This window comes from Palleronia abyssalis, from assembly GCF_900302445.1.
Classification (GTDB): Bacteria; Pseudomonadota; Alphaproteobacteria; order Rhodobacterales; family Rhodobacteraceae; genus Palleronia; species Palleronia abyssalis.
Map to the genome: position 1 here is coordinate 145,229 of NZ_ONZF01000006.1, position 20,851 is coordinate 166,079.

The 20,851-nt window shown below is 64.2% G+C and carries 30 protein-coding genes and 1 pseudogene; 1 reads left to right on the forward strand and 30 read right to left on the reverse strand.

The genetic code is table 11. The annotated features are described in order from the left end of the window. The 15 genes from PAA8504_RS13920 to rplO all read right to left on the reverse strand — a co-directional run bounded on the left by PAA8504_RS13920 (position 1) and on the right by rplO (position 13,292). On the reverse strand, positions 1-1,230 hold the full coding sequence (locus PAA8504_RS13920; RefSeq protein WP_108894851.1) for an amino acid ABC transporter permease: 1,230 nt from the start codon (positions 1,228-1,230) through the stop codon (positions 1-3). Between the two features lie 123 nt (positions 1,231-1,353). Then, a complete protein-coding gene (locus PAA8504_RS13925; protein WP_108894797.1) occupies positions 1,354-2,373 on the reverse strand; it encodes an amino acid ABC transporter substrate-binding protein in 1,020 nt (339 codons plus the stop codon). A 167-nt stretch (positions 2,374-2,540) separates the two neighbouring features. Beyond that, positions 2,541-3,272 carry an ATP12 family chaperone protein gene (locus PAA8504_RS13930; protein ID WP_108894798.1) on the reverse strand — a complete coding sequence of 244 codons (732 nt, stop codon included), beginning with the start codon at positions 3,270-3,272 and terminating at the stop codon, positions 2,541-2,543. Then, entirely contained in the window at positions 3,265-3,924 is a 660-nt protein-coding gene (locus tag PAA8504_RS13935) for an HAD-IA family hydrolase (protein ID WP_108894799.1), read from the reverse strand. The genes PAA8504_RS13930 and PAA8504_RS13935 overlap by 8 nt, the downstream gene beginning before the upstream one ends. Before the next feature lie 7 nt (positions 3,925-3,931). After that, on the reverse strand, positions 3,932-4,975 hold the full coding sequence (locus PAA8504_RS13940; protein ID WP_108894800.1) for an RluA family pseudouridine synthase: 1,044 nt from the start codon (positions 4,973-4,975) through the stop codon (positions 3,932-3,934). After that, a complete protein-coding gene (crcB, locus tag PAA8504_RS13945) occupies positions 4,972-5,346 on the reverse strand; it encodes a fluoride efflux transporter CrcB (RefSeq protein WP_108894801.1) in 375 nt (124 codons plus the stop codon). Before crcB ends, PAA8504_RS13940 begins: the two co-directional genes overlap by 4 nt. Then, the gene (locus PAA8504_RS13950) at positions 5,343-6,674 is read right to left on the reverse strand and encodes a replication-associated recombination protein A (RefSeq protein ID WP_108894802.1); all 1,332 of its coding nucleotides are present in this window, start codon (positions 6,672-6,674) and stop codon (positions 5,343-5,345) included. Before PAA8504_RS13950 ends, crcB begins: the two co-directional genes overlap by 4 nt. Before the next feature lie 109 nt (positions 6,675-6,783). After that, the gene (rplQ, locus tag PAA8504_RS13955; protein ID WP_108894803.1) at positions 6,784-7,197 is read right to left on the reverse strand and encodes a 50S ribosomal protein L17; all 414 of its coding nucleotides are present in this window, start codon (positions 7,195-7,197) and stop codon (positions 6,784-6,786) included. Positions 7,198-7,340: 143 nt separating this feature from the next. Continuing rightward, a complete protein-coding gene (locus PAA8504_RS13960) occupies positions 7,341-8,357 on the reverse strand; it encodes a DNA-directed RNA polymerase subunit alpha (RefSeq protein WP_108894804.1) in 1,017 nt (338 codons plus the stop codon). Between the two features lie 117 nt (positions 8,358-8,474). Continuing rightward, on the reverse strand, positions 8,475-8,867 hold the full coding sequence (gene rpsK, locus PAA8504_RS13965; RefSeq protein WP_108894805.1) for a 30S ribosomal protein S11: 393 nt from the start codon (positions 8,865-8,867) through the stop codon (positions 8,475-8,477). A gap of 15 nt (positions 8,868-8,882) precedes the next feature. Further along, a complete protein-coding gene (rpsM, locus tag PAA8504_RS13970) occupies positions 8,883-9,251 on the reverse strand; it encodes a 30S ribosomal protein S13 (protein ID WP_108894806.1) in 369 nt (122 codons plus the stop codon). Between the two features lie 447 nt (positions 9,252-9,698). Next, positions 9,699-10,349 carry an adenylate kinase gene (locus PAA8504_RS13975; RefSeq protein WP_108894807.1) on the reverse strand — a complete coding sequence of 217 codons (651 nt, stop codon included), beginning with the start codon at positions 10,347-10,349 and terminating at the stop codon, positions 9,699-9,701. Further along, the gene (gene secY / locus PAA8504_RS13980; protein ID WP_108894808.1) at positions 10,346-11,716 is read right to left on the reverse strand and encodes a preprotein translocase subunit SecY; all 1,371 of its coding nucleotides are present in this window, start codon (positions 11,714-11,716) and stop codon (positions 10,346-10,348) included. The genes PAA8504_RS13975 and secY overlap by 4 nt, the downstream gene beginning before the upstream one ends. A gap of 198 nt (positions 11,717-11,914) precedes the next feature. Next, positions 11,915-12,616 (reverse strand): outer membrane protein, encoded by a 702-nt coding sequence (locus PAA8504_RS13985; protein WP_108894809.1) that lies wholly within the window; start codon positions 12,614-12,616, stop codon positions 11,915-11,917. 190 nt (positions 12,617-12,806) lie between these two features. Further along, complete coding sequence (gene rplO / locus PAA8504_RS13990; RefSeq protein ID WP_108894810.1) at positions 12,807-13,292, reverse strand: 50S ribosomal protein L15; 486 nt, start codon at positions 13,290-13,292, stop codon at positions 12,807-12,809. Positions 13,293-13,473: 181 nt separating this feature from the next. On the opposite strand from rplO, the pseudogene PAA8504_RS22790 reads away from it, so the two are divergent. Beyond that, positions 13,474-14,028 (forward strand): annotated as a pseudogene (locus PAA8504_RS22790) (class I SAM-dependent methyltransferase); the annotation flags it as partial. A 140-nt stretch (positions 14,029-14,168) separates the two neighbouring features. On the opposite strand, the gene rpmD reads toward PAA8504_RS22790, so the two are convergent. The 15 genes from rpmD to rplV form a co-directional block, all read right to left on the reverse strand. Continuing rightward, entirely contained in the window at positions 14,169-14,357 is a 189-nt protein-coding gene (rpmD, locus tag PAA8504_RS21820; RefSeq protein WP_146190499.1) for a 50S ribosomal protein L30, read from the reverse strand. A gap of 3 nt (positions 14,358-14,360) precedes the next feature. After that, positions 14,361-14,936 (reverse strand): 30S ribosomal protein S5, encoded by a 576-nt coding sequence (gene rpsE, locus PAA8504_RS14000; protein ID WP_108894812.1) that lies wholly within the window; start codon positions 14,934-14,936, stop codon positions 14,361-14,363. 107 nt (positions 14,937-15,043) lie between these two features. Next, a complete protein-coding gene (gene rplR / locus PAA8504_RS14005) occupies positions 15,044-15,403 on the reverse strand; it encodes a 50S ribosomal protein L18 (protein ID WP_108894813.1) in 360 nt (119 codons plus the stop codon). Positions 15,404-15,414: 11 nt separating this feature from the next. Next, positions 15,415-15,948, reverse strand: a complete 534-nt coding sequence (rplF, locus tag PAA8504_RS14010; protein ID WP_108894814.1) for a 50S ribosomal protein L6 — start codon at positions 15,946-15,948, stop codon at positions 15,415-15,417. Between the two features lie 12 nt (positions 15,949-15,960). Beyond that, positions 15,961-16,353 carry a 30S ribosomal protein S8 gene (gene rpsH, locus PAA8504_RS14015; protein WP_108894815.1) on the reverse strand — a complete coding sequence of 131 codons (393 nt, stop codon included), beginning with the start codon at positions 16,351-16,353 and terminating at the stop codon, positions 15,961-15,963. Positions 16,354-16,367: 14 nt separating this feature from the next. Next, positions 16,368-16,673, reverse strand: coding sequence for a 30S ribosomal protein S14 (gene rpsN / locus PAA8504_RS14020; RefSeq protein ID WP_108894816.1), 306 nt, complete (start codon positions 16,671-16,673; stop codon positions 16,368-16,370). A 14-nt stretch (positions 16,674-16,687) separates the two neighbouring features. Further along, positions 16,688-17,248 (reverse strand): 50S ribosomal protein L5, encoded by a 561-nt coding sequence (rplE, locus tag PAA8504_RS14025; RefSeq protein WP_108894817.1) that lies wholly within the window; start codon positions 17,246-17,248, stop codon positions 16,688-16,690. Continuing rightward, positions 17,248-17,556 carry a 50S ribosomal protein L24 gene (gene rplX, locus PAA8504_RS14030; RefSeq protein ID WP_108894818.1) on the reverse strand — a complete coding sequence of 103 codons (309 nt, stop codon included), beginning with the start codon at positions 17,554-17,556 and terminating at the stop codon, positions 17,248-17,250. The genes rplE and rplX overlap by 1 nt, the downstream gene beginning before the upstream one ends. Then, a complete protein-coding gene (rplN, locus tag PAA8504_RS14035; RefSeq protein WP_108894819.1) occupies positions 17,556-17,924 on the reverse strand; it encodes a 50S ribosomal protein L14 in 369 nt (122 codons plus the stop codon). Before rplN ends, rplX begins: the two co-directional genes overlap by 1 nt. Positions 17,925-17,988: 64 nt before the next feature. Beyond that, the gene (gene rpsQ, locus PAA8504_RS14040) at positions 17,989-18,249 is read right to left on the reverse strand and encodes a 30S ribosomal protein S17 (protein WP_108894820.1); all 261 of its coding nucleotides are present in this window, start codon (positions 18,247-18,249) and stop codon (positions 17,989-17,991) included. A gap of 4 nt (positions 18,250-18,253) precedes the next feature. Next, complete coding sequence (gene rpmC, locus PAA8504_RS14045; RefSeq protein WP_108894821.1) at positions 18,254-18,481, reverse strand: 50S ribosomal protein L29; 228 nt, start codon at positions 18,479-18,481, stop codon at positions 18,254-18,256. 128 nt (positions 18,482-18,609) lie between these two features. Then, the gene (locus PAA8504_RS14050; protein ID WP_306419532.1) at positions 18,610-19,227 is read right to left on the reverse strand and encodes a TIGR02466 family protein; all 618 of its coding nucleotides are present in this window, start codon (positions 19,225-19,227) and stop codon (positions 18,610-18,612) included. Between the two features lie 108 nt (positions 19,228-19,335). Continuing rightward, complete coding sequence (gene rplP, locus PAA8504_RS14055; RefSeq protein ID WP_108894823.1) at positions 19,336-19,749, reverse strand: 50S ribosomal protein L16; 414 nt, start codon at positions 19,747-19,749, stop codon at positions 19,336-19,338. Positions 19,750-19,762: 13 nt separating this feature from the next. Beyond that, positions 19,763-20,470 carry a 30S ribosomal protein S3 gene (gene rpsC / locus PAA8504_RS14060; protein WP_108894824.1) on the reverse strand — a complete coding sequence of 236 codons (708 nt, stop codon included), beginning with the start codon at positions 20,468-20,470 and terminating at the stop codon, positions 19,763-19,765. Beyond that, positions 20,470-20,850: a 50S ribosomal protein L22 gene (gene rplV / locus PAA8504_RS14065; protein ID WP_108894825.1), complete on the reverse strand. Its 381-nt coding sequence runs from the start codon at positions 20,848-20,850 to the stop codon at positions 20,470-20,472. Before rplV ends, rpsC begins: the two co-directional genes overlap by 1 nt. Position 20,851: the final 1 nt, after the last annotated feature.

Genomic DNA, 20,851 nt, shown 5'->3' on the forward strand with positions numbered 1-20,851 from the left:
TCAGCGTTCCTTCAGCGCCACGGTAGAGTTGTAGACGTTCATCACACCCGAGATCGCCAGACTGATGATCAGGTAGAACAGCATCAACATCAGGATGCATTCGATCGCCCGCCCGGTCTGGTTCAGGGTGATCCCGCCCAGCGTGGCGGTGATGTCGGCATAGCCCACCGCGATGGCAAGCGAGGAATTCTTGGTCAGATTCAGGTATTGAGAGATCAGCGGCGGCACGATCACCCGCAGCGCCTGGGGCAGCACCACGAGGTTCATGACCCGGCGGGGACGCAGGCCCAGGGCGGCCGCCGCCTCGGTCTGGCCCTTCGAGACCGACAGGATCCCGGCGCGCACGTTCTCGGCGATGAAGGCGCCGGTATAGACCGACAGCGCCAGCCACAGCGCGATCAGCGGTTTACCCACCAGTGTCCCGCCCTGGATGTTGAAGCGGTTCGCCATGGTGTCGGGCATCGACAGCCCGATGGCCCCCTGGAACAGGAAGTAGGCGAGGATCGGGGGCGCCAGCAGGATCAGCCACATGGGCCAGCCCGGTAGCAGCTTGCCCGATGAAAACAGCGTGTGCTTGACGTACCAACGCCACGCGATGGCGCCCGCGATCCCGGCGATCAGCGCGATCAGCACGATCAGGGCGCCCGGCCCGATCTCGACGGCGGGGGCGTAAAGACCGCGATTGGTGAAAGCAAACATGCCCAGGAACAGGTTGCTCTCGGCCTCTTCGCCCAGGAAGGCGCGGGGGTTCGCGCCACTTATCGTCACGACGGCGCCGATGATCAGGATCCAGATCAGCACGGGCACGTTGCGGAACGCCTCGACGTAAGCCGACATAAGGCGCGCGATCAGCCAGTTCTTCGACAGCCGCAGCACACCGGCGGTCACACCGATAATGGTCGCGGTGACACAGCCCATGAAGGCAACCAGCAGCGTGTTTAAAACGCCGACGATGGCCGCGCGCAGGTGCGAGGACTGGCTGGTGTAGTCGATCATCGAGAAGGCGATGTCGTATCCGGCCGGTTCGTCGAGAAACCCGAAAGAGATGTCCAGGCCGGCTGCGGCAAGGTTGCTCATCAAGTTCGCGCCAAGCCAAGCGAACGCCAGGATGATCAGCATCAGCGCGATGAACTGGAAGGTCAGACCCCGGTACCGGGTGTCGTTGATCAGCATCGACGGGCGAAAGCCCTGCCGGTCCTGCTGCGTGTCATGTTCGGAAATCGATGCCATCGCGGTCCCGTTGCTTGACGCCATATCGAGCGCGGTCAAGGCCACGCGGGGCGTTCGGTGAGGGAAGGGAAGGAAACGTGAAATGCCGGGGGCGCGACCGGTGCCGCGCCCCCGTATTCGATCTTAACGGAACGGCGGCGCGTAGAGCAGGCCACCGTCGGTCCACTGCGCGTTCAGGCCGCGCGCCAGGCCGATCGGGGTGTCTTCGCCGATGTTCTGGGCGAAGATCTCGCCATAGTTGCCGCCGGCCGAGATGGCGTTGACGGCCCAGTCGGATTCGAGACCGATCATCTCGCCCAGGTTGCCTTCGGTGCCCAGAAGACGGTTCACCTCGGGGCTGTCGCCCGCGGCGGACGCCATGTCTTCGACATTGGCCGAGGTCACGCCGTATTCTTCGGCCGCGATCAGGGCGTTCAGGGTCCAGCGGACGATATCGCCCCACTCGTTGTCGCCGTGGCGGACCAGCGGACCCAGCGGCTCTTTCGAGATGATCTCGGGCAGGATGACGTGATCGCCCGGTGCCTCGAACGTGGCGCGGGTCGCGGCAAGGCCGGAGGCATCGGTGGTGTAGGCGTCGCAGGCGCCGGCCAGGTATTGCTGCTGGGCCTCGGCGTTGGTCTCGATCGGGACCGGCTCGTAGCTGATGTTGTTCTTGCGGAAGAAGTCCGCCAGGTTCAGCTCGGTCGTGGTGCCGGTCTGGACGCAGACGGTCGCGCCGTCCAGATCCATGGCCGAGGTCACGCCCAGGTCGCGTGGGACCAGGAAGCCCTGACCGTCATAGTAGTTGATGCCGTTGAACTCGAACCCGAGGTCGTTGTCGCGGCTGAAGGTCCAGGTGGTGTTCCGGGCCAGCATGTCGATCTCGCCCGAGGCGAGCGCGGTGAAGCGGGTCTTGCCGGTGGTCGGCACGAATTCGACGGCGGTGGGGTCGCCGAGCACGGCGGCGGCCACGGCGCGGCACAGCGCGACATCGAAGCCTTCCCATTCACCGCTGGCGTTCGGCGCGGCGAACCCGACGAGGCCGGTGGTGACGCCGCAGTTCAGCGTGCCCCGTTCCTGCACATCGTCGAGCGTCGCGGCGCCCGCCACTCCGGCGGCGAGGGCGGCTGCACCGACCGTTCCGAGAAATACGGTAGTTTTCATAGATACCTCTTCCTGAATTTGCCGGCATTTTTTTGCCGGGCCATTGGCCGAACAAGGTCCGGCTTCGTTTGCAGAGGCCGTTGGTCCGGCCCCGATGCGGGAGAGTGTGCGGTTTTTCATCGTCAGGCGTCAAGTCGCCGATCACGAAAAGGGATATTGACCAACCGTCAGGCGCGGGTCGGATCATCCCCTGCCCCGCACAACGCCCAGAACCGGCAAGCATCCAGAAACGCTTGTCTTTTCAGCGCGGCGACCTCTTCCGCCTCGTCGTCATGACCCCATTCGTCGGCCTGCCATTCCTCGTCCAGGCGAGAGAGCTGCCAGACCTCATCAGGCGAGCGCACCCCGTTCGTCGCGACATATCCGAGCACCAGAGAGCCGGTCATCGCCACAAGATCGTGGAAGGCTGCAAGGTGAAACGACGACATGCTGTGCATCGGCGCCGCCAGCCGGGCCAGGGCGTCGGGATCCTGGGCAATGGGCATCACCCCTTGCGTGACCCGCAATCTGCCCCCGAAACTCTCGTCTGCCCAATCAAGCAGCGGATCCCACAGTTGTGATTGCTTTGCGACCAGTTCGCGTGGCCGGTCGGCGCGGTAGCACAGCAGATCGGTGCCGCCATACTCGGCCAGAAGCTCGGCCACGGCAGTGTGCTGGGGGGCGACCTTGTCGAGGGCGGAGTTCGCCGCACGCGTCAGCGGCATGGTGCGCGGATCGACCACCTCGGACTGAGCGTCCCATTCGGCGGCGATGGCCTGGGCCAGCGCTTCGGTCGGCAGGACCAGCGGCGCGCCCGCGGGTGTGCGGATCGGCCTTGTGTCCAGCCTGACGGCCACGCCGCTGTCGTGGGCCTCGACCCCCGCAGACTTCCAGAACCGTTTGGACGCCCAATCAGCCATCACTCGTCCTCCAGTATCGGTCCAGCGCGGGGACCAGTTCGGCCGCATCTGCCACGATCTCGGCCGCACCCGCGTCCCGCAATTGATCGGGCGCGTGATAGCCCCATGCCACGCCAAGCGCAAAGACCCCGGCGGAACGCGCCATCTGCATGTCGTAAGCGCTGTCGCCGATCATCACGGCATCATCCGGGTCCACCCCCGTCTCGGCCAGGGCGGCCAGCACCATCGAGGGCGCGGGTTTCGAGGGGTGGTCGTCGGCGCATTGCGCTGTAGCAGGGCGCAAATCGTGGGTGTCGATCATCGCGGTCATGCCGCCGCGCGAGGCCCCGGTGGCGATGCCGACCAGAACCGTATCGCGCGCGTGAAGCGCATTCAGGGCCGCGCCGATCCCGGGATACAGGTTCGCGGGACCGGCCGCGCGCAGCACCTGATACCTGTCCTTGTAGGCGGCCAGCATCGTCGCGTGGTCGTCACCCGGCGCAAGCCGGGCCATGACCAGGGGCAGCGACAAGCCCACCTGCCCCAGGATTTCATCACGCGGCGGTGGCGTTCGGCCAACTGCGTCGAAGGCCGCACCCATGGCCCCCACGATATGGGCCTGGCTGTCGACGAGCGTGCCATCGAGGTCGAACAGAGCCAGTCGCAGTCTCATCCGCGGGTCAGGCCTCGGTCGGGGCGAAGGGGTCGTCGGGCGCCTCGGAGACCTGCCATTCCAGCGCATCCCAGGTGCGTTTCATATGCTCGGGCAAGGGCGCGGTGATGGTCATGTCGGCCCCTGTGACAGGGTGGCGGAAGGACAGGCTGCGCGCGTGCAGGTGCAGCTTCTTCGACATGTCCCCGCCCAGCTGCGACCCCCATCCGTCGCCAAGATTTTCCTGCCCTGAGCCGCCGTATTTGCCGTCGCCGACGACCGGATGGCCCAGCTGCGACATATGAGCGCGCAGTTGGTGCGTGCGGCCGGTTATCGGCTCCAAAGCGCACCATGCGACCCGGCCGCCGAGGGCCGAAAGCGTGGTAAAGTCCGTCTCGGCCCGTTTGGCGCCGGGGGTATCCTTCACCTCGTCGGGGTGGAGGCAGATCATCTTTTCGCCCTCGCCGCTTTTGCCGTGGCCGGGTGCCTTCACGAGGCCGAACTTGATGGTGCCGTCCCTTGGCTGGGGCACGCCTGCGACGGCGGCCCAGTAGATCTTGCGCGTGGCCTTGTGGCGCAGCGCCTCGGTCAGGCCCTTCGCGGCGACGCGGGTGCGCGCCAGAAGAAGGACGCCCGAAGTATCCTTGTCGAGGCGGTGCACCAGCTTGGGCTTGTCTTCGTAGTCGTCGCGCAGGGCTTCGGACAAACCGTCCACATGGCGCGTCTGGCCCGATCCCCCCTGGGTCGGCAGGCCGGGGGGCTTGTTGATCGCGATGATGTGGTCGTCGCGAAAAATGACGGCGCCCCGGATCAGCTTGGCGTCGGCATCGCTGACGCGGGTGGTCTGCACCTGCGGGGCGGGGGCGTCGGGCAGCGGGGGGATGCGCACCTCCTGCCCCTCTTCCACGCGGGTGGCGCCCTTCACTCGGCCGCCGTCGATCCGGATCTCGCCCTTGCGGCACATCTTCTCGACCCGGCCCTGCGGCACGTGGGGGTAATGCTTGCGGAACCACCGATCCAGGCGCTGATCCCCCTCGCCTGCTTCGATCTTGCGCGTGTGAACGCCGGTCATGTCAGGGCCCTCGCCAGTTCAAGTCCAAGATAAAGCGCGCCAAGCCCCGCCCCGACCGACAGCGCTATGTAGAGAATGGCCGAGCCCGCCTGCCCCTCCTGCATGAGGTATATGGCCTCGAGCGAGAACGACGAGAACGTGGTGAACCCGCCAAGGATCCCCGTCGCGACAAACGGGTTCAGCCCAGAAAGGCCAAGCCGCCCCGCGGCACCGATGAACAGTCCCATCAGCAGGCAGCCGGCGACATTGGCCGTCAGCACGCCCAATGGCATCCCGGGCCCGGCGATCCGCGCGACGCCGACGCCCACCACATAGCGGGCCGCGGCTCCGATCGCCCCGCCCGCGGCGACCTGGAACAACGTCGCAATCACGTGTCCTGCCCCTTCTGCTTCTTCGCGCGCAGCGAGACGAACCAGTCGAGGCGCTTTTTCAGGTCACGCTCGAACCCGCGTTCCTTGGGCAGGTAATAGACGCCGCGCTTCATCCCGTCGGGGAAATAGTTCTGCCCCGAGAACGCATCCTCGGCATCGTGGTCGTACTCGTACCCCTGCCCGTAACCCTCATCCTTCATCAACTGCGTGGGCGCGTTGCGGATGATCTTTGGCGGCGGCTCGGACCCGGTGGTCTTGGCGGCGCGCATCGCCTCCTTGTAGGCGGCGTATCCGGCGTTCGACTTGGGCGCGAGGGCCAGATAGGTCACCGCCTGCCCCAGCGCCAGCTCCCCCTCGGGGGAGCCGAGGCGTTCGTAGGTTTCCCACGCATCGAGGCAGACCCGCTGCGCCTGGGGGTCGGCCAGACCGATATCCTCGACCGCCATCCGGGTGATGCGCCGCGCGAGGTAGCGCGGATCTTCGCCCCCCGCCAGCATGCGTGTCAGCCAATACAGTGCAGCGTCGGGATCGCTGCCTCGGACGGATTTGTGCAATGCCGAGATCAGGTTGTAATGCGCGTCGCCGGACTTGTCGTATTGCGCCGCGCGGCGTTGAAGGCGGGCCTGCAGGGATTTGGGATCCAGCGGGGCGTCGATCTTCCAAGCGGCGATCTGTTCGATCAGGTTCAGCAGCGCGCGGCCGTCACCGTCGGCCATCTCCAGCAACTGCTCGCGCGCGGGGCCGGTCAGGGGAAGCTGCCGGTCCAGCTCACGCTCGGCCCGTTGGGCGAGGTGTTCGAGATCGGTCAGGGACAGGCGGTCGAGGACCAGCACCTGCGCCCGCGACAAAAGGGCGGCGTTCAGCTCGAAGCTGGGATTCTCGGTGGTGGCGCCCACCAGAAGGATCGTGCCGTCTTCCATGTGGGGCAGGAAGCTGTCCTGCTGGGCCTTGTTGAAGCGGTGGATCTCGTCGACGAACAGCAGCGTTCCCTGCCCATTCGCGCGACGGTGCCGGGCGGCTTCGAACACCTTGCGCAGGTCCGGCACGCCGGTGAAGATCGCACTGATCTGGACGAAATGCAGGTCCGTCTCAAACGCCAGCAGCCGGGCGATGGTGGTCTTGCCAACGCCCGGCGGTCCCCAGAACACCAGGCTGGACAGCGCGCCAGACTCCAGCATCACGCCCAGCGGCGCGTCCGGGCCCAGCACCTGCGGCTGGCCGATCACCTCGGCCAGCTTCTTCGGCCGCAGCCGGTCGGCCAGTGGGCGCGGAGCCGTGTCAGGAGCCTTGGCGTCCGGGGTGGTGGGCGTGTCGAAAAGATCGGGCATGGGACTGCATGTAAGGCGGCACGGGCGGCAGGGAAAGCCGGGTGCCGGAACGCGAACGCGCCGCCCCGGTTCGGGACGGCGCGTCGAAAGACTGGTGAAGGGGCCGATCTTATTCGGCGTCTTCAGCCTCGAGCCGGGCACGGTCGCCGGCGCCCTTGGCGTCGCGGTCGCGATCGACGAACTCGATGATCGCCATCGGGGCCATGTCGCCATAGCGGAAGCCGGCCTTCAGAACGCGGATATATCCGCCTTGACGCTCGGCATAGCGCGGGCCGAGGATGTCGAACAGCTTCTCGACATACTGGTCCTGCTTCAGCTGCGCGCGGGCCTGACGGCGGGCATGAAGATCACCGCGCTTGGCGAGGGTGATCAGCTTCTCGACGATGGGGCGCAGTTCCTTGGCCTTGGGCACGGTCGTCTTGATCTGCTCGTGCTCGATCAACGATCCGGCCATGTTGGCGAAAAGCGCCTTGCGGTGCTCGTGGGTGCGGTTGAGGCGGCGGTATCCGCGGGCGTGACGCATGATTGATACTCCTTAGCGTTTTGCTTTGTCCGGCCGGCGATGCGTGTCACCGACTCTCCTTGGGGCGGGATTGCCCGGTCTTTCCCGTGTCGGACCCCGAACGGGAGGGGTCGGAGGGGAAACCGTCCCCTCCTAACCAAATCTTAGAAGTTGTCTTCGTACTTCTTGGCGAGGTCCTCGATGTTCTCGGGGGGCCATTCCTCGACGTCCATGCCAAGGTGCAGACCCATGCCCGAAAGCACTTCCTTGATCTCGTTCAGCGACTTGCGGCCGAAGTTCGGCGTGCGCAGCATCTCGGCCTCGGTCTTCTGGATCAGATCGCCGATATAGACGATGTTGTCGTTCTTGAGGCAGTTGGCAGACCGTACCGACAGTTCCAACTCGTCGACCTTCTTCAGAAGCAGCGGGTTGAACTCCAGCCCGTCATCGTCCGCCGAGGCCCCGGCCTGGTCGGGCTCGTCGAAGTTGACGAAGATGCCCAGCTGGTCCTGAAGGATGCGCGCGGCATAAGCCACCGCGTCGTCCGGCGTGACGGAACCATCGGTTTCCAGCTTCAGCGTCAGCTTGTCATAGTCCAGCACCTGGCCCTCACGGGTGGGCTGCACGTCGTAGCTGACGCGGCGAATGGGCGAATAGATCGCGTCGATCGGCATCAGGCCGATGGGCGCATCCTCGGGGCGGTTCTTGTCCGACGAGACATAGCCCTTGCCCTGGTTCACGGTCATTTCCATGAACAGTTCGGCCCCCTCGTCGAGATGGCAGATCACGTGTTCCTTGTTCAGGACCTCGATCCCCTGGCTGACCGAGATGTCGCCCGCGGTCACGACCATGGGGCCCTTGGCCTGGACCGAGATGCGCTTGGGCCCCTCGACTTCCATCTTGATCGCCACACCCTTGAGGTTGAGGACCACATCCGTCACATCCTCGCGGACGCCGGCGATCGAGCTGAACTCGTGCAGGACGTTGTCGATCTGAACGCTGGTGATCGCTGCACCCTGCAGCGAGGACATCAGAACCCGGCGCAGAGCGTTGCCCAGCGTCAGGCCGAAGCCGCGCTCCAGAGGTTCGGCGATGACGGTCGCCTGCCGCTGCGGATCGTTGCCGGGCTTGACCTCAAGCTGCTGGGGCTTGATCAGCTCCTGCCAATTTCTGTGAAGCATGTATGTCTCCTCAATTCTCGTCGGCGGCCCATGCAAGGCGGCCCCGACACCCGAGGGTTAAAACGACAGACGCAGGCCGCACGAAATCGCGCGACCTGCCGTATTCCGATTGGTCGATCAGACCCGGCGGCGCTTGGGCGGACGGCAGCCATTATGAGCCATCGGCGTCACGTCACGGATCGACGTGATGTTGAAGCCGGCGGCGGCCAGCGCACGCAGCGCCGATTCGCGGCCCGAGCCGGGGCCCTGGACTTCGACTTCCAGCGTGCGGACGCCGTGTTCCTGGGCCTTCTTGCCCGCATCTTCGGCAGCCATCTGGGCGGCATAAGGGGTCGACTTGCGCGAGCCCTTGAAGCCCATGGTCCCGGCAGAGGACCACGCGATGGCGTTGCCCTGGACGTCGGAGATCAGGATCTTGGTGTTGTTGAACGAAGAATTCACATGAGCAACGCCGGCGGCGATGTTCTTGGAGACCTTCTTCTTTGCGGTAGCGCGACGGTCGCGTGCCATTGATGCAGCCCTCCCTTACTTCTTCTTGCCGGCAATGGCCTTTGCGGGGCCCTTGCGCGTGCGTGCATTGGTGTGGGTGCGCTGACCGCGCACAGGGAGGTTGCGGCGATGGCGCAGGCCACGGTAGCAGCCGAGATCCATCAGACGCTTGATGTTCATCTGCGTCTCGCGGCGCAGGTCGCCCTCGACGGTGTAGTTCTCGTCGACATGTTCGCGCAGCTTCAGGACTTCGCTGTCGGACAGTTCGTTAACGCGGCGGTTGGCCTCGATCCCGACGGCTTCGCAGATCGCGCGAGCCGAGGAGGGGCCGATGCCCGTGACATAGGTCAGCGCGACCGGGACGCGCTTGGCGGTGGGGATGTTGACCCCTGCGATACGTGCCAAAGTAATCTATCCTTTCGTTGCGAGCCCGTAGTCCCAGGCCCTTTTTTCACAACGCAGGTCCGCGGGGACGCTGCCTGCGGACCGTTGTCATTCGTGCCGGATCGGCCACGCATATGCGCAAAGCCCGACCCCATCCTGATGGGATGGTGCGCCTTAGTCGGGATTCGTCCGATCGTCAAGGGTATGTGTGGGCCAACCGATCACAGGGAATCTGGCCGGGCGCGGGTCACTCCCCGTCGCCGTCCTCCTGCCGTTGCAGCCAAGCCAGGGCGGCCAAGCCCGAGATCAGGAAAGTCGCCGCCAAGGTGACGGTCACTGTCATCAGTATGCTCATTGTTCTACCTCATGTGTTTTATGTTTTTGGAGGCAGAGTAGTCGCGCGCTTCGGGTCGGGAAAGCCCGGGGACGCGGGTTCGGCGGCGGGCCGCGCACGGCCTGCCGGAGTGTTCAGCCGTCGATCGTCTTGGCGATCTGGGACGTCACCTCGTCCATCTCGGCCAAGCCGTCGACACGCGACAGCATGCCCTTGGCATAGTAATACCCAACCAGCGGCGAAGTCTTCTTGTAGTATTCCAGAAGGCGCTGCTTCAGGCTTTCGGGATTGTCGTCGGCGCGGCGCTTGAACTCGGTCGCGCCGCAGTTCGTGCACTTGCCATCCTCGGGGATCGGCTTGGTGTTATCATTGTAGACCTCGCCACACCCGGCGCAGGTGGCCCGGGCCGAGACACGGTCGACCAGCGCAGCGTCGTCCACCTGCATTTCGATCACCGCGTCGAGCTTCTGGCCCTTGCGATCCAGCAGATCGTGCAACGCATCGGCCTGGGCCAAGGTGCGGGGGAAGCCGTCGAAGATGAAGCCGCTGGTCTTGTCGGTGTCCAGATGCTCTTCGATCAGGCCGATCACGATCTCGTCGGTGACGAGCTCGCCGCGGTCCATGACCTCGGCCACGCGGTTGCCCATTTCGGTCCCGGAAGAGCGTGCATCGCGCAGCATGTCGCCGGTGGAAAGCTGCGTCATGCCGCGGGCCTCTTCCAACCGTCGGGCCTGCGTTCCCTTGCCCGCACCCGGCGGTCCCAGAAGAATGATATTCGTCGTCACCGGCGCGCTCCTCCCCGAGCCTTCTGTCCCTTGCCCCCACGCTTCTTGCCGCGCAGCTGCGATTTTTCAATCAGCCCTTCGTACTGATGGGCAAGCATGTGGCTTTGCACCTGCTGGATCGTGTCCATGGTCACGGAAACCACGATCAGGACCGAGGTGCCACCGAAATAGAACGGAATGGCCGCCTGTGCGCGCACGATTTCGGGCAGAAGACACACCGCCGCAAGATAGCCGGATCCCAGCACCAAGATTCGTGCGACGACGTAGTCGAGGTATTCCTCGGTCCGCTTGCCGGGACGGATGCCGGGGATGAAGCCGTTCTGGTTCTTCAGGTTCTCGGCCACGTCTTCAGATTTGAAGGCGACGTTGGCGGTGTAGAAGTAGGTGAAGAAGACGATCATCCCCCCGAAGAACAGCAGATACAGCGGCTGTCCGGGGCCGAAATAGGCCAGGATCGTCGACATCACCGGGCCGGACTGACCGCCCGAGAACGTCGCGAGCGTCGTTGGCAGCAGCAGAAGCGACGAGGCGAAGATCGCGGGAATGACGCCGGCGGGGTTCACCTTGATCGGCAGGTGCGAAGAGCCGCCGTCATAAACCTTCATGCCCACCTGGCGGCGCGGATACTGGATGTGAATTTTGCGTAGGGATCGCTCCATGAACACCACGAAGGCGATCACGGCCACGACCATCGCGATGACCCCCACGATCAGGAACGGGCTGATCGCGCCGGACCGGCCGGAGGCGAAGAACTGCGCCAAGGCGGCCGGAACCTCGGCGATGATGCCGACGAAGATGATCAGCGAGATGCCGTTGCCGATGCCGCGGTTGGTGATCTGCTCGCCCAGCCACATCAGGAACATGGTGCCGCCAACAAGCGTGATCACGCAGGCGATGCGGAAGAACCAGCCCGGATCGGTCACAAGCCCCCCGGCTTCCAGCGACACGGCCAGACCGTAGGCCTGGAACGTGGCCAGGAACACCGTGCCGTAACGGGTGTACTGGTTGATCTTCTTGCGCCCCTGCTCGCCCTCTTTCTTCAGCTGTTCCAACTGGGGAACCATCGCCGTCATCAGCTGCACGATGATCGAGGCCGAGATATAGGGCATGATCCCCAGCGCGAAGATCCCCATCCGGCCGATCGCACCGCCGGTGAACATGTTGAGGATGCCGCCGAGCCCCGCCGAGGCCTGGTCGATGAAGTCGCGCAGGGCGTTGCCGTCGATCCCGGGCACCGGAATGTACGTGCCGAGGCGATAGACGCAGAGAAGTCCGAGAGCGAAAAGGATGCGCGCGCGTAGCTCGGTCGCCTTGCCGAAGGCGGACCAGCTCATGTTCGCGGCCATCTGTTCGGCTGCTGATGCCATGGAGGGCCTTTCGAAGTCACTATGGGCCGGCACGCATGCGCCCGGCCTGGATGATCCCCGCCGATGTAAAGGCGCGAGGACGGCAGCGCAACCACCTTGGGGCCCCTATGGCAGGCCCAAAGCCACGATGAGCGGAGGCGGAAACGAGACCGGGCGACCAGTTGGCCGCCCGCTCTGCTCAGTCAGACGTCAAAAGGATCAGAAGCGATAGGCCACGCGGGCCTGGAAGGTCACGATTTCGGCCTCGAGGCCATCATCGGTTCCAAGGTCGTCGCCGTCGATCAGGTCGTCGAACTTGTGGTACAGAACTTCCGCCCCGAGGGTCACGCTGTCCGTCATGCGCACTTCGGTACCTGCACCAAGGACGTAGCCCCAGTCATCGAAATCTTCGTCGACATCCGCGAAATCCGCATCGACATTCAGATTGGCATAGGCCGCGCCCGCCACACCGTAGACCAGCGCGCGCCCTGCGTCGAAGCCGGCGCGAAATTTCACGCGGTGGAGGCTGTCCACGCCGATGTCGACATCGTCTATGGCGTCGGCCAGATCGTCTTCACCCAGATCCGACGCAAGGTCGGACAGGTCGTCGAGGTCGACATCGAGATTGGCGATGTTCCCGTCAAGCTCGGCGCCCAGAACGAAGCTGCCGAAATCGTACTGGTAGCCCGCGAACACGCCACCAAGGGCTCCGCCGGCGTCGAGGTCGAGGGGTTCGAAGACCTCCGCGTCGACGTCACCGAAGCCCAGCGAGATACCGGCGTAGGGCCCGGTCCAATCGGGCTGCGCCACAACCGATCGCATCTGCGGCTGTGGCTCGTACACGGGCGCCGCCGTACCGCCGGCATTGGCAACGCCTGCGGCCACGATGGCGGCCGCGGAGATCATGATCCTGGTTTTCATGGTATTCCCTCAATACGCCCCCCCCCATGGGGACTGTCCGCACGCTATCGCCGCCCACTACGGGGGTACAGCACCCGGATTCCCCAGCTGCCCGATGTGGCCGCGCCGCAACGCCATCACCAGCAAACGACAAACGGCGCGCTCCTGACAAGGAGCGCGCCGCCAAACGTTCGCATCGGCTGATGTCGGCTCAGGCCGCGGCGTCGCCTTCGCCCGGGCGGGTGCCGCCGGTCACCGTGACCGAACCGCCAGCCTTCTCGACCGCGTCGATGGCGCCCTGCGACGCACCCGAAACGGTGATCTTGGCGGCCGTCGTCAGCTCGCCCTTCGCAAGCAGGCGGATGCCGTCGCGCTTGCGGCGGACGAGGCCCGAATCGACCAGCTCGGTCTCGGTGATTTCTTCGCCCAGCTTGCCGGCATCGATGAACTTCTGGATCAGGCCCAGGTTCACGACCGCATAGTTCTTGCGGTTGATATTGTTGAAGCCACGTTTGGGCAGACGCTGGTAGAGCGGCATCTGGCCACCCTCGTAGCCGTTAATCGCCACACCGGAGCGCGAGTTCTGCCCCTTGATACCGCGACCGGCAGTCTTGCCCTTGCCCGAACCCGGGCCGCGACCAACGCGGCGGGCCTTCTTGGCGGCGCCATCGTTGTCGCGAAGTTCATTCAGTTTCATGTCGCTTCTCCTTACTGGCCGGAAATGCCCCCCAGCGACGGGAGCGGGCACACACGGCGATTCGTCGGATCACGGCCAGCGGGTCCGGCCGTCCCGCGCGAATAAAGGATGACGGGAGGTGTTACAAGGTGCTTGGCAGGAAGCTCCCGTTGGGATTCGCCGCACAAGAGGACGCCCAACAATGTTGCAATCCTCCCGCTTCTGGAACCGCCACGGCGCCTCCTACTCGCGCCGTTCGGCCCCGGACGATGAAGCCTATCGCCGCACGCTTGCGCTGACCCAGGATTACCTGCCCACCGGGGCCGGCGTTCCGGAGCTTGGGTGCGGCACAGGCACCACGGCCATCCATCACGCGCCGCATGCCGTGCATATCACGACTGGCGACGTGTCGGTGGGCATGTTGCAGATTGCGCGTGACCGCGCCGCAAACGCGGGAGCGAAGAACGTTTCCTTCGTCGAAGCCGAAGCGGCAGCATACAACGCCGCTGGCCGCCAGTTCGACGCGGTGCTGGCCCTCAGCCTGCTGCACCTGATGCCGGATTGGCGCGGCATGGTGCACCGGATCCACGGGATGATGAAGCTCGGCGGCGTCTTCGTCAGCAGTACGGTGATCCTCGGCAGCAGCCCCCCGGTGCTTCTGGCCGCAGTATCGCCGCTAGGGCGGAAACTGGGCGTGCTGCCCGCTCTGGCCGCTTTCAAAGCTCACCAGTTGCGCGCCGAGATCCACGATGCCGGGTTCACTCTGGAAGAAGACTGGAAACCGAAGAAGGACCCTGCGCTGTTCCTGATCGCGCGTTCCCCGGCGAGCCGACGGAAAACGCAAAACGCCCCGGCCGTCTTGGGGCCGGGGCGCTTGATGCCACGAAGGGCTAAGTCTCAGCCGCGCTCTTCCACGATCTGGACGAGGTGCGGGATCTTGTTGACCATGCCGCGGATCGAGGGCGTATCCTCAAGCTCGCGGGTGCGGTGCATCTTGTTCAGCCCCAGACCGACAAGGATCTGGCGCTGGACCTTGGGGCGGCGGATGGGTGAGCCGACCTGCTTGACGACGATCGTCTTGGCCATGGTTTACGCCTCCTCTGCGACTTGGGTGGAGGCGTCAGGCTGTTCGTCCCGCTTGGGCAGGATGTCCGCCACCTTCTTGCCGCGACGCTGGGCCACCGAACGGGGGCTGGCCTGATTCTTGAGGCCGTCCAGCGTGGCACGGATCATGTTATAGGGGTTCTGCGAGCCGTTCGACTTGGCAACGACGTCCTGGACGCCCAGCATCTCGAACACGGCGCGCATCGGGCCACCGGCGATGATGCCGGTACCTTGCGAGGCGGTCCGCATCACGACCTTGCCGGCGCCGTGGCGGCCGTTCACGTCATGGTGCAGCGTGCGCCCGTCGCGCAGCGGCACTCGGATCATGTTGCGCTTGGCGGACTCGGTGGCCTTGCGGATGGCCTCGGGGACCTCCTTGGCCTTGCCCTTACCGAAGCCGACGCGGCCTCGCTGGTCGCCCACGACCACAAGCGCGGCAAAGCCGAAGCGCTTGCCGCCCTTAACGGTCTTCGACACACGGTTGATCGCGACGAGGCGATCTGCGAATTCCGGGGTTTCGTCACGATCGCGACGGCCGCCCCTGCGGTCTTCTCTGGCCATTTCTGGCTCCTTCCACTCGCGGGCCGAAGGCCCTTTATCCCAATCCTGGTGGGCCGGACGGCCCCCGGATCATCGAGGCGAAGGGCCAAGGCCCCTCGCCTGCATCTTCAGATCTTCAGCCCGCCTTCGCGCGCGGCGTCGGCCAGCGCTTTGACAGTGCCATGATAGAGGAAGCCGCCGCGATCGAAATAGGCCTCTTCGACGCCCTTCGACTTCGCGCGCTCCGCGATGAGAGCGCCGACTTTCGCCGCCGCATCCCGGTTGTTCTGACCCACGACGCCCAGATCCTTTTCCAAGGTCGAGGCCGAAGCCAGCGTCACACCCTGCACATCGTCGATGAGCTGGACGCTAATATTCTTGTTCGAGCGGTGGACGGAAAGCCGAAGCTTGCCGTCATTCACCTTGCGAAGCTTGTTCCGGACGCGCAGGCGGCGCTTCTGGAACAGCTGCAGTTTACTGTTAGCCATGTGTCCGGTCCTTACTTCTTCTTGCCTTCCTTGCGGAAGATAAACTCGCCCTTATAGCGGATGCCCTTGCCCTTGTACGGCTCGGGCTGGCGCCACTCGCGGATGTTGGCCGCAACCTGACCGACATGCTGCTCGTTGATGCCTTCGACAACGATTTCGGTCTGCTTGGGCACCGTCACGGTGACGCCCTCGGGGACTTGGAAATCGACGTCGTGGGACAGGCCGAGATTCAGCTTCAGGATGTTGCCCTGCATCTGGGCGCGGTAACCGACGCCCTGAATTTCAAGCTCTTTCTTGAAGCCGGTGGTCACGCCCTGCACGAGGTTCGCGATATTGGTCCGGGCCATGCCCCATTGCTGACGTGCGCGCTTGGACTGGCCGCGGGGTGTCACCGAGACGGCGCCATCCTCGACCGTGAGCGTCACGTCATCCGTGGCCTGGAACGAGCGGGTGCCCTTGGGGCCCTTCACTTCGATCCGCTGGCCGGTGATCGTCGCTTCCACACCAGAGGGAAGGTCGACGGGTCGTTTTCCGATACGAGACATCTTACCCTCCTTTTAGAATACGGTGCAGAGCACTTCACCGCCGACATTGGCGGAGCGCGCGGCCTGGTCCGACATCACGCCCTTCGAGGTCGAGACGATGGACACGCCCAGACCCTGACGGACGGACGGAATGTCGGCCACGCTCATGTAAACCCGACGGCCGGGCTTCGAGACGCGCTTGACTTCCTTGATGACCGGATCGCCCTCGTAATACTTGAGGGAAATCTCGATCGCGGGGTGGCCGCGATGGTCGGTCGTCTCTTCGTAGCCGCGGATATAACCTTCCGCCGCCAGCACGTCGAGAACCCAGGCGCGCAGCTTGGAAGCCGGCGTCAGGACGGTGGATTTGCCACGCATCTGCGCGTTGCGAATGCGGGTCAGCATATCGCCGAGAGGATCGTTCATCTGTTATATCCTCCTTACCAGCTGGACTTGACCAGGCCGGGGATCTGGCCTTGCGACCCAAGATCCCGCAGCGCGATACGGCTCATCTTAAGCTTACGATAGTAAGCGTGCGGACGGCCCGTAAGCTGGCAGCGGTTGTGTAGACGGGTGGCCGAAGAATTGCGCGGCAGTTTCGCTAGCTTAAGCTGAGCCTTGAAACGCTCTTCCATCGGGCGTTCTTCATCGCGAGCGATGCCTTTCAGCTCGGCACGCTTGGCGGCGTACTTGTCCACCAGCGCCTGCCGCTTCTTCTCGCGTTCGATCATTGCTTTTTTTGCCATGATATCCTCCAGGCTCAGCTGCTGAACGGCATGTTGAATGCTTTCAACAGCGCCTTGGCTTCCGCGTCGGTCTTGGCGGTGGTGACGATGATGACGTCCATGCCCCAGACTTCGTCGACCTTGTCGAAGTTGATCTCGGGGAAAACGATGTGTTCCTTCATGCCCATGGCGAAGTTGCCACGACCATCGAAAGACGGCTTCACGCCGCGGAAGTCACGCACACGCGGCAGCGCGATTGTGATGAAGCGGTCGAGGAAGTCGTACATCCGGTCACCACGAAGGGTCACTTTCGCGCCCAGTGGCATGTCCTCGCGAACGCGGAAACCGGCGATGGACTTCTTCGCCTTGGTGATGACAGCCTGCTGACCGGTGATCGCGGTCAGGTCGTCGGCGGCCGACTTGGCCTTCTTCGAGTCACGCACGGCCTCGGTTCCCGCGCCGATATTCAGCACGATCTTTTCGAGACGCGGGATCTGCATGTCGTTCTTGTAGGAGAATTCCTCCTTCAAGGCCGGGCGGATCGTGTCGCGGAACTGCGCCTTGAGACGCGGGGTGTAGTTTGCCTGGTCGAGCATCAGATCGCGTCTCCCGTGGTCTTGGCGAAGCGCACCTTCTTGCCGTCGTCATCCATGCGGAAGCCGACGCGGGTGGCCTTGCCGTTGGCATCGATCAGGGCGAGGTTCGACAAGTCGATGGGCATCGCCTTGGGCGTGCGACCGCCCTGGCTGGTCTGGGACTGGCGAACGTGACGGATGGCGATGTTCACGCCCTCGACCACGGCCTTGCCCTTGGCGGGAAGAACCTGCTGGATCTCACCCTCTTTGCCCTTGTCCTTACCGGCCAGCACGACGACCTTGTCGCCTTTGCGGAGTTTGGCAGCCATTACAGCACCTCCGGGGCGAGCGAGATGATCTTCATGTAGTTCTTGGCACGAAGTTCACGCACGACCGGCCCGAAGATACGGGTGCCGATGGGCTCGCCATTGTTGTTGAGGATCACGGCGGCGTTGCGATCGAAGCGGATCGCAGTGCCGTCTTCGCGGCGCACTTCCTTGGCGGTGCGCACCACGACGGCCTTGCGTACGTCGCCTTTCTTGACGCGGCCGCGCGGAATAGCCTCTTTCACCGAGACGACGATGACGTCGCCCACAGAGGCGTATTTCCGCTTCGACCCGCCGAGGACCTTGATGCACTGAACTTTCCGGGCACCGGAATTGTCAGCCACATCCAGATTGGTCTGCATCTGGATCATGTAGGTTACTCCCGACCTTTGGGGGGTGTTCTGTTATCGCCCCCAGGGTTTCGACTAATGGGTGTCAGCCCGCCGCGTTGGCCGGATCGGCCGCTTCGGAGGTGACGACTTCCCAACGTTTGGTCTTGGACTTGGGGGCGCATTCCTGAATGCGCACCGAGTCGCCCACGTTGAACTGGTTGGTTTCATCGTGAGCGCGGTACTTCTTGGACTTCCGGATCGTCTTCTTGAGGATCGGATGCGTGAAGCGGCGTTCAACCGACACGGTGACGGTCTGCACGTTCTGGTTCGAGGTCACGACGCCCTGGAGGATACGCTTTGGCATGGTCTCAGGCCCCCGTTTCTTCGGTCGACTTGGCGGCGTCGGCCGCTTTCTGGTTCAGAATGGTCTTCACCCGCGCAACGTCGCGACGGACGGTCTTCATGCGGGCGGTGTTCTCGAGCTGATTCGTGGCAGCCTGGAAGCGCAGGTTGAACTGCTCTTTCTTCAGCTGCCCGAGCTGATCGCGCAGCTCATCCGGGGTCTTACCCCGGAGATCTTCGGCTTTGAGGGCCATTTGATGTCCTTTCAACATCACCGGAGGGCCCTGTGAAGGGTCACCCTTGGTCCCGGTGGAGGTAGATGAAGGCGCCCTCTAACGTGGGCGCAGCGCGAAAGCAACCCCTGCCCCCAGGAATCCGGGCATCAGACCCATTTGTAATTGAAGCTGACCGAGATCCGCTCATCCTCGGCCATGTTCAGGGGCACCTCGTGGCGCACGAAGCTCTCCCACAGCAAGACCTCGCCCACCTTTGGGATCACGTGAACGAAGGGGCGCAGGCGTTCGGGCGCGCCTTCGATCCGGGTCGGGTGGGCCATCATCATCGGCAGACGCGGATCCTCGAACCGCAGGGCACTGGTTCCCTCGGGCATGGCAACATAGGTGGTGCCCGAGATCACCGAATGGGGGTGGATGTGGCCCGAATGGCTGCCCCCCTCGGGCAGGATGTTGATCCAGATATCCTCAAGCTCCAGCCGCCCTTCCCCGAGATCCAGCGCGAGGTCGGTGGCGAAGGCGGCGACATGCGCATCGAGCACGGCGACCAGATCGGCGAAGATGGGAAAGCGCGTCGGCAGATCCGAGAGCGACGCGTAGGATGTATAGCCGGGATAGCCGTGCGCCTCGCTCCATTCCTGGCCCGCCTCGTCATCCTCGGCAATCGAGATACACGAGGAGAGAAGCTCATCCTGATCCACAGGGGCCCCATGCTCGGCCAAAGTCGCGCGGTACAGGGCGGTGACGAAAAGCTCGGTCAGGGGCATGGGGTCGGACATCCGGGGGCAATGAAAAAGGGCGGGGTCATCCCCCGCCCCTCCCTATCTGATCCTAGTGCCGGCCCGCAAACGCCTTTGGCGGCGAGCCGGGTCGGATTACCAGTCTTCCTTGGCCACGATCCGGGTCTTGATCGGCAGCTTCATCGCGGCAAGGCGCAGGGCCTCGCGCGCGGTGGCTTCGTTCACGCCGTCCAGTTCGAACATAACGCGACCGGGCTTGACCTTGGCGGCCCAGAAATCGACCGAGCCCTTACCCTTACCCATCCGAACTTCGACGGGCTTCGAGGTAACAGGCAGATCCGGGAAGATCCGGATCCACACCCGACCCTGACGCTTCATCTGACGCGTCATGGCCCGGCGGGCGGCTTCAATCTGGCGGGCGGTGATCCGCTCGGGCTCCATCGCCTTCAGGCCGAACGAGCCGAAGTTCAGGTCAGACCCGCCCTTCGCCTCGCCGTGAATCCGGCCCTTGTGCATCTTGCGAAACTTTGTGCGTTTCGGTTGTAGCATCTCTCAGCCCTCCTCAGCGCCGGCCGCCGGCGCCGCGAGGCGTCGGGCCGTCTTGCAGTTCCTGGGCACGACGATCACGGGCAGACGGATCATGCTCGAGGATCTCTCCTTTGAAGATCCAGACCTTGATCCCGATGATCCCGTAGGCCGTCTTGGCCTCGACATTCGCGAAGTCGATATCGGCGCGAAGGGTGTGCAGCGGCACCCGGCCTTCGCGATACCATTCTGTCCGCGCGATCTCGGCACCGCCGAGTCGGCCGGCGAGGTTCACGCGGATACCCAGGGCACCCATACGCATGGCGTTCTGGACCGAGCGCTTCATGGCCCGGCGGAACGACACGCGACGCTCCAGCTGCTGGGCGATGGACTCGCCGACCAGCGCGGCGTCAAGCTCGGGCTTGCGAACTTCGACGACGTTCAGGTGCAGCTCGCTGTCGGTCATGTTCGACAGCTTCTTGCGCAGCGTTTCGATATCGGCGCCCTTCTTGCCGATGATCACGCCGGGACGCGCCGTGTGGATCGTGACGCGGCACTTGCGGTGCGGACGTTCGATGATCACGCGGCTGATGCCGGCGGCCTTGCACTCTTCCTTGATGAACTCGCGGATCTTGACGTCCTCCAGGAGGAGATCGCCGTAATCCTTCGTGTCGGCATACCAGCGGCTGTCCCAGGTCCGGTTGACCTGAAGCCGCATGCCGATCGGGTTGACCTTGTTACCCATCAGGCTTGCTCCTCGACTTGGCGGACCTTGATCGTGATTTCCGAGAACGGCTTGACGATGCGGCCGAACCGGCCCCGTGCCCGCGGACGGCCACGCTTCATCACCAGGTTCTTGCCCACATAGGCCTCGGCGACGATCAGTTCATCGACGTCCAGATTGTGGTTGTTCTCGGCGTTCGCAATGGCCGACTGAAGGCACTTCTTCACGTCAGCGGCGATGCGCTTCTTCGAGAAGGTCAGGTCCTGCAACGCCTTCTCGACCTTCTTGCCGCGGATGAGACCGGCCACGAGGTTCAGCTTCTGCGGAGACGTACGGAGCATCCGCGTCTTCGCCATCGCCTCGTTTTCGGCCACGCGGCGGGGATTCTTTTCCTGCGCCATT

Excerpts from the sequence above, each read along its gene's own strand:
- PAA8504_RS14050 (WP_306419532.1), bottom strand. The coding sequence starts at position 19,227 with ATGCCCCTGACCGAGCTTTTCGTCACCGCCCTGTACCGCGCGACTTTG.
- rpmC (WP_108894821.1), bottom strand. The coding sequence starts at position 18,481 with ATGGCCCTCAAAGCCGAAGATCTCCGGGGTAAGACCCCGGATGAGCTG.
- PAA8504_RS13930 (WP_108894798.1), bottom strand. The coding sequence starts at position 3,272 with ATGGCTGATTGGGCGTCCAAACGGTTCTGGAAGTCTGCGGGGGTCGAG.
- rplP (WP_108894823.1), bottom strand. The coding sequence starts at position 19,749 with ATGCTACAACCGAAACGCACAAAGTTTCGCAAGATGCACAAGGGCCGG.
- PAA8504_RS13985 (WP_108894809.1), bottom strand. The coding sequence starts at position 12,616 with ATGAAAACCAGGATCATGATCTCCGCGGCCGCCATCGTGGCCGCAGGC.
- rpsH (WP_108894815.1), bottom strand. The coding sequence starts at position 16,353 with ATGAACGATCCTCTCGGCGATATGCTGACCCGCATTCGCAACGCGCAG.
- rplV (WP_108894825.1), bottom strand. The coding sequence starts at position 20,850 with ATGGCGCAGGAAAAGAATCCCCGCCGCGTGGCCGAAAACGAGGCGATG.
- rpsE (WP_108894812.1), bottom strand. The coding sequence starts at position 14,936 with ATGGCCAGAGAAGACCGCAGGGGCGGCCGTCGCGATCGTGACGAAACC.
- rplQ (WP_108894803.1), bottom strand. The coding sequence starts at position 7,197 with ATGCGTCACGCCCGCGGATACCGCCGCCTCAACCGCACCCACGAGCAC.
- rpsK (WP_108894805.1), bottom strand. The coding sequence starts at position 8,867 with ATGGCACGCGACCGTCGCGCTACCGCAAAGAAGAAGGTCTCCAAGAAC.
- rplE (WP_108894817.1), bottom strand. The coding sequence starts at position 17,248 with ATGCTCGACCAGGCAAACTACACCCCGCGTCTCAAGGCGCAGTTCCGC.
- PAA8504_RS13925 (WP_108894797.1), bottom strand. The coding sequence starts at position 2,373 with ATGAAAACTACCGTATTTCTCGGAACGGTCGGTGCAGCCGCCCTCGCC.
- rplX (WP_108894818.1), bottom strand. The coding sequence starts at position 17,556 with ATGGCTGCCAAACTCCGCAAAGGCGACAAGGTCGTCGTGCTGGCCGGT.
- PAA8504_RS13935 (WP_108894799.1), bottom strand. The coding sequence starts at position 3,924 with ATGAGACTGCGACTGGCTCTGTTCGACCTCGATGGCACGCTCGTCGAC.
- PAA8504_RS13950 (WP_108894802.1), bottom strand. The coding sequence starts at position 6,674 with ATGCCCGATCTTTTCGACACGCCCACCACCCCGGACGCCAAGGCTCCT.
- rplF (WP_108894814.1), bottom strand. The coding sequence starts at position 15,948 with ATGTCTCGTATCGGAAAACGACCCGTCGACCTTCCCTCTGGTGTGGAA.
- secY (WP_108894808.1), bottom strand. The coding sequence starts at position 11,716 with ATGGCATCAGCAGCCGAACAGATGGCCGCGAACATGAGCTGGTCCGCC.
- rpmD (WP_146190499.1), bottom strand. The coding sequence starts at position 14,357 with ATGGCCAAGACGATCGTCGTCAAGCAGGTCGGCTCACCCATCCGCCGC.
- PAA8504_RS13920 (WP_108894851.1), bottom strand. The coding sequence starts at position 1,230 with ATGGCATCGATTTCCGAACATGACACGCAGCAGGACCGGCAGGGCTTT.
- rplN (WP_108894819.1), bottom strand. The coding sequence starts at position 17,924 with ATGATCCAGATGCAGACCAATCTGGATGTGGCTGACAATTCCGGTGCC.
- rpsC (WP_108894824.1), bottom strand. The coding sequence starts at position 20,470 with ATGGGTAACAAGGTCAACCCGATCGGCATGCGGCTTCAGGTCAACCGG.
- rpsN (WP_108894816.1), bottom strand. The coding sequence starts at position 16,673 with ATGGCAAAAAAAGCAATGATCGAACGCGAGAAGAAGCGGCAGGCGCTG.
- rplO (WP_108894810.1), bottom strand. The coding sequence starts at position 13,292 with ATGAAACTGAATGAACTTCGCGACAACGATGGCGCCGCCAAGAAGGCC.
- PAA8504_RS13940 (WP_108894800.1), bottom strand. The coding sequence starts at position 4,975 with ATGACCGGCGTTCACACGCGCAAGATCGAAGCAGGCGAGGGGGATCAG.
- rplR (WP_108894813.1), bottom strand. The coding sequence starts at position 15,403 with ATGGCTAACAGTAAACTGCAGCTGTTCCAGAAGCGCCGCCTGCGCGTC.
- PAA8504_RS13960 (WP_108894804.1), bottom strand. The coding sequence starts at position 8,357 with ATGCTTCACAGAAATTGGCAGGAGCTGATCAAGCCCCAGCAGCTTGAG.
- rpsQ (WP_108894820.1), bottom strand. The coding sequence starts at position 18,249 with ATGCCAAAGCGTATCCTCCAGGGCGTCGTGACCTCGAACCAGAACGTG.